Source organism: Deferrisoma sp. (genome assembly GCF_054681715.1).
Genome location: NZ_BAAHFQ010000228.1, coordinates 1 through 3,742, shown reverse-complemented (window position 1 = coordinate 3,742; position 3,742 = coordinate 1). Strand labels below are relative to the sequence as shown.

Sequence of the window (3,742 nt, the reverse complement as noted above, 5' to 3'; positions counted from 1 at the left end):
GCGTCGGCCAGCTCTTTGCGGTCGCCCCGGGCCTGGGCGATGGCCGCGAGCTGCTCCAGGAGGAAGAGGTCCTCGGGGTCCTCCTCGTAGAGGTCCAACGCCACCTTGCGGGCCTCGGGGAGCTGGCCGAGGATCAGGTACGCCCGGAGCGCCAGGAGCCGTAGGTCCCGGTCCCCCGGGTCGGCGGCGAGCCCCTCGCGGATCACCTCGAGGGCCCGTTCCTCCTCCCCCAGGTCCACCAGCAGCTCCGCCAGCCGCCGGCCCACGGCCAGGGCCTTGCCGGAGCGGTCGTAGAACCCCTCTAGGATCTGGAGGAGCTTTCGGTTCCGCCCCTCGCCCCGGAGCTGGAGCATCAGCTTCCCGAGCACCTCCTCGAAGGCCCCGATCCGGCCGTCCTCGAGGTAGAGCTCCGCCAGGTGCACCTTGATGGCCGCGTTGTCCGGGGCCATCTGCTCCATGCGGCCTAGGAGCTCCTGGGCCTCGGCCGTCAGGTCTTGGGCCCGCAGGAGCTCCACGGCCCGCTTGAACGAGGCGAGCGCGTCGCCCACGAGCCCCTGCTTGGCGTAGAGCTCTCCCATGGCCCGCCACAGCCCGGGGTTTTCGGCGTCGTGGCGCACCGCCTGTTTGTAGACCGCGATGGCCTTGAGGTAGAAGCCCTGGTCGGCATACACCTCGGCCACCCGCTCGCTCTCCTCGACCACCTCCTTGCGCTTGCCCATGCGTCCGTAGAGCTCCAGGAGCCTGAGCCGGGCGCGCATGTCGCGGGGGTCGAGGGCCAGAAGCCGCTTGTACTCCTCGGCGGCCTTCTCGTACTGGCCCTTCTGGATATACCGGAGGGCCGCGCGGGCGACCTTGTCGCGGTCGATGGCCATCGGGCCTCCTACTTCTCCGCCCGCGCCCGGTAGGCCTCGGCGTCCAAGAGCGCCGAGCGGTCGAAGTCCGGGGCGAGCCGCACCCGAACCATCCATCCGGCGCCGTAGGGATCCTCGTTGATCCGCTCGGGCGCGTCCTCGAGCTCGGTGTTCACCTCGACCACCTCTCCGGCCACCGGGCTGTAAAGCTCCGAGACCGACTTCGTGGACTCCACCGTGCCGAACACCTCGCCCACGGCCAGCGTGCGGCCCGCCTCCGGGAGCTCCACGTACACCACGTCGCCGAGCTCCTTCTGGGCGAAGTCGGTGATGCCCACCGTGGCCACCTCGCCCTCGATCCGGGCCCAGGTGTGCTCCGGGTGGTAGAGAAGATCGCTGGGCAGTTGCATGGAACGCTCCTTGGCGAAAAAAGGTGCTGGTTGGGCGAAACTCTACCCGGCGGGCCGCCCCCCGGCAACCGTCACGGGGTCTTGGCGAGATGGGCCACAAGCCCCCGCAGACCCAGAAGGTAGCTATCGGGTCCGAAGCCCAGGACCACCCCCACGGCCCGGTCGGAGAGGAGCGACCGGTGCCGGAACGGCTCCCGGGCGTGGACGTTGGAGAGGTGGACCTCCACGAAGGGAAGGCCCACGGCCAAAAGGGCGTCGCGGATCGCCACGCTCGTGTGGGTGTAGGCGGCCGGGTTGATCAGGATCCCGTCGGCCCGGCCCCGGGCCTCCTGGATCCGGTCCACGATGGCCCCCTCGTGGTTCGACTGGAAGAACTCCAGCTCGACCCCGATCTCGGCCGCGAGCGCCCGCAGGCGCTCCTCGATCGCGCCCAGGGTCTCGGCCCCGTACACCCCGGGCTCCCGCGACCCGAGAAGATTCAGGTTGGGCCCGTGGACGACGAGGACCCTCACGCGAACTCCTCCCGGTGGGCCCGGGCCCACTCGCCGGCGTAGAACCGGACCTTGCCGGCCGGCACGGCCTCGGCCGCGAGGATCGCCAAGAGGTAGTCCCGGCCCAACGCCGTCAGGGTCCAGACCTCACCGTCGGCCTCGATCACCAGGGTGCGGAGCCCGGGCCCCACGCTCTCGGTGCGGGCCGCGGCCGACCACAGCTCGGCCAGCTCGGCCGCGGCCGTCTCGAAGTCGGCCTCCCCCCAGCTCGCCACCTCGATGCCCGAGCGCTCCAGCACCAGGGCCGCCCGCACTCCGGGGAGCCGCGTGCACAGGTTCTCGATCGCCCCGTAAAGATCAGACACCGAGCACCCTCCTCCAAGCCCGCACCCGGCCGAGCCAGGCCTCGAGCCGCGCCACCGGGCCGGCCGGCCGGGGCGCCTGCCCCAGGAGCTCCCGGAGCCGCTCCCGGGCCTCCACGTCGTCGGGGTTCCGTGCCAGCACCTCCCGGTACATCGCCACGGCGGCGTCCACGTCGCCCTGGCGGGCGTAGATCTCGGCCAGGGTCTTCGAGGAGATGGGAGCCGCCTCGGACTCGGGCTCCCCGGCCGATGTCTTCTCCTCTCCGAGGTCGGCGGCCACGGCGTCCCGCAGGAGAGCAAGGCCCCGGGGAAGCTCCCCGAGGCCCGCCAAGATCTCCCGCGCCTCGTCGGCCCGGCCCAGGAGCCCCAGGAACCGGGCCTCCTGGATCCGGAACACCGGCCCTTCCCGCCCGCGCAACTCCCCAAGCGCCTCCTCGGGCGGAAGGGTCTCGATCCAGAGAGGGGCCAGCGAGGCGTTACCCCGCCACCCCGTCACCCGCTTTTCTTTCGCCATTATCTATTCGACTATCACAGAGCGGGTCTTCGTCGTCCCGTCTGCTGCGGTCACGGTCAACTTGTACGTTCCCGGTGTCGCAGGCGCAGTCCAGACAAAATCGATTTTCCCTATCGCATCTGTCGTGTCCGAGTTCTTGTCCAGGGCCCCATCTTCGGCCGAAATCGTGACTGTTTCCCCTACCAATGGGGCACCGTCCGCATCCTGGAGGTACGCGCTATACGTGTTTGCTTCCGAGGTGTTGACCGTGCTGAGGCCTATCAGCGTGATCACCGTGCTCGTGGTTCCTTCAAACGGGCCGAGCGTCTTCTGGGTACCATCTTCTGCGGTTACAATGATCGAGGTCACCTCACCCGGGGCCGTCCAAGTAGTCACGTACTCTCCGTTCTCGTCCGTCGTCCCGATATCGAACCAGCCGGTTGTATCCTCAATAGAAAGCACGACCCCCTCTAACCGGTTCGGCGGGGAAGCCGCATCTTCCACAATGACCGTGATGGGGTAGTCACGACCGGCTATCGCGTCGCTCGGTCCGACGATCGTCACCGCCGTCGGTCTAGGCCACGACAACAGGAACTCCCGGACGTCCCCTACCGTTCGGCCACTCGTTTCCGCGTAAACCCACACCGGATCTTTGATGAGTGGCACCGGGTATTTCATCTCAGCCGTCGCGACGCCCCCCTTGGTCGCCGCCAAGGGAGTAATCTCTCCTCCCCCGAGGGAGTTCCCAACGCGGTACTGGAGACCCGTCAGGTCCTCCCGAATATCCGCGAAAAGGGTGAGCGTCGTCCCGGACACCGCCTCCACGATGTAGCCGCCTTCGGCGACCCCGTCTTCAATCAAGAGTGTGTCCCCGGCCACAACCCCCGCCGTTTCAAAGTTCACCGAACTGGCGGTATCAAAGGTATCCGTGGCTTCGTAAAGCCGGCCGTCCGAACCGGAATCCTCTACATTGTACACGTGCCCGAAGTAGACCGCCGTTCCGTCCGGAACCGCGTTCCCGTACTGGTCGGCCACCAGCGCGAAGTATCGGTGCGTATAGGTGCCGTCGCCGTTGCTCTCCGGTTCAGGGGCCCGCCCAAGCACCACCGAGTACGGCGGTCCCGCCACGACGAGG

The 3,742-nt window shown here is 68.4% G+C and carries 6 protein-coding genes; all 6 read right to left on the bottom strand.

Annotated elements, in window-relative coordinates; all coding sequences use genetic code 11:
• The coding region (locus ACY0I8_RS16990; protein WP_461395693.1) for a tetratricopeptide repeat protein at positions 1-872 on the bottom strand (872 nt) is incomplete at its 3' end.
• An 8-nt stretch (positions 873-880) separates the two neighbouring features.
• Positions 881-1,261, bottom strand: a complete 381-nt coding sequence (gene gcvH, locus ACY0I8_RS16985; RefSeq protein WP_461395692.1) for a glycine cleavage system protein GcvH — start codon at positions 1,259-1,261, stop codon at positions 881-883.
• Between the two features lie 71 nt (positions 1,262-1,332).
• Positions 1,333-1,773: a type II 3-dehydroquinate dehydratase gene (gene aroQ, locus ACY0I8_RS16980; protein ID WP_461395691.1), complete on the bottom strand. Its 441-nt coding sequence runs from the start codon at positions 1,771-1,773 to the stop codon at positions 1,333-1,335.
• On the bottom strand, positions 1,770-2,117 hold the full coding sequence (locus ACY0I8_RS16975) for a roadblock/LC7 domain-containing protein (RefSeq protein ID WP_461395690.1): 348 nt from the start codon (positions 2,115-2,117) through the stop codon (positions 1,770-1,772). Before ACY0I8_RS16975 ends, aroQ begins: the two co-directional genes overlap by 4 nt.
• Positions 2,110-2,628, bottom strand: coding sequence for a tetratricopeptide repeat protein (locus tag ACY0I8_RS16970; RefSeq protein WP_461395689.1), 519 nt, complete (start codon positions 2,626-2,628; stop codon positions 2,110-2,112). Before ACY0I8_RS16970 ends, ACY0I8_RS16975 begins: the two co-directional genes overlap by 8 nt.
• Before the next feature lie 3 nt (positions 2,629-2,631).
• A partial coding sequence (locus ACY0I8_RS16965) for an Ig-like domain-containing protein (protein WP_461395688.1) occupies positions 2,632-3,742 on the bottom strand: 1,111 nt, incomplete at its 5' end.

Bases quoted from the DNA above. Each gene is read 5' to 3' on its own strand.
- ACY0I8_RS16970 (WP_461395689.1), bottom strand. From the start codon at position 2,628: ATGGCGAAAGAAAAGCGGGTGACGGGGTGGCGGGGTAACGCCTCGCTG.
- gcvH (WP_461395692.1), bottom strand. From the start codon at position 1,261: ATGCAACTGCCCAGCGATCTTCTCTACCACCCGGAGCACACCTGGGCC.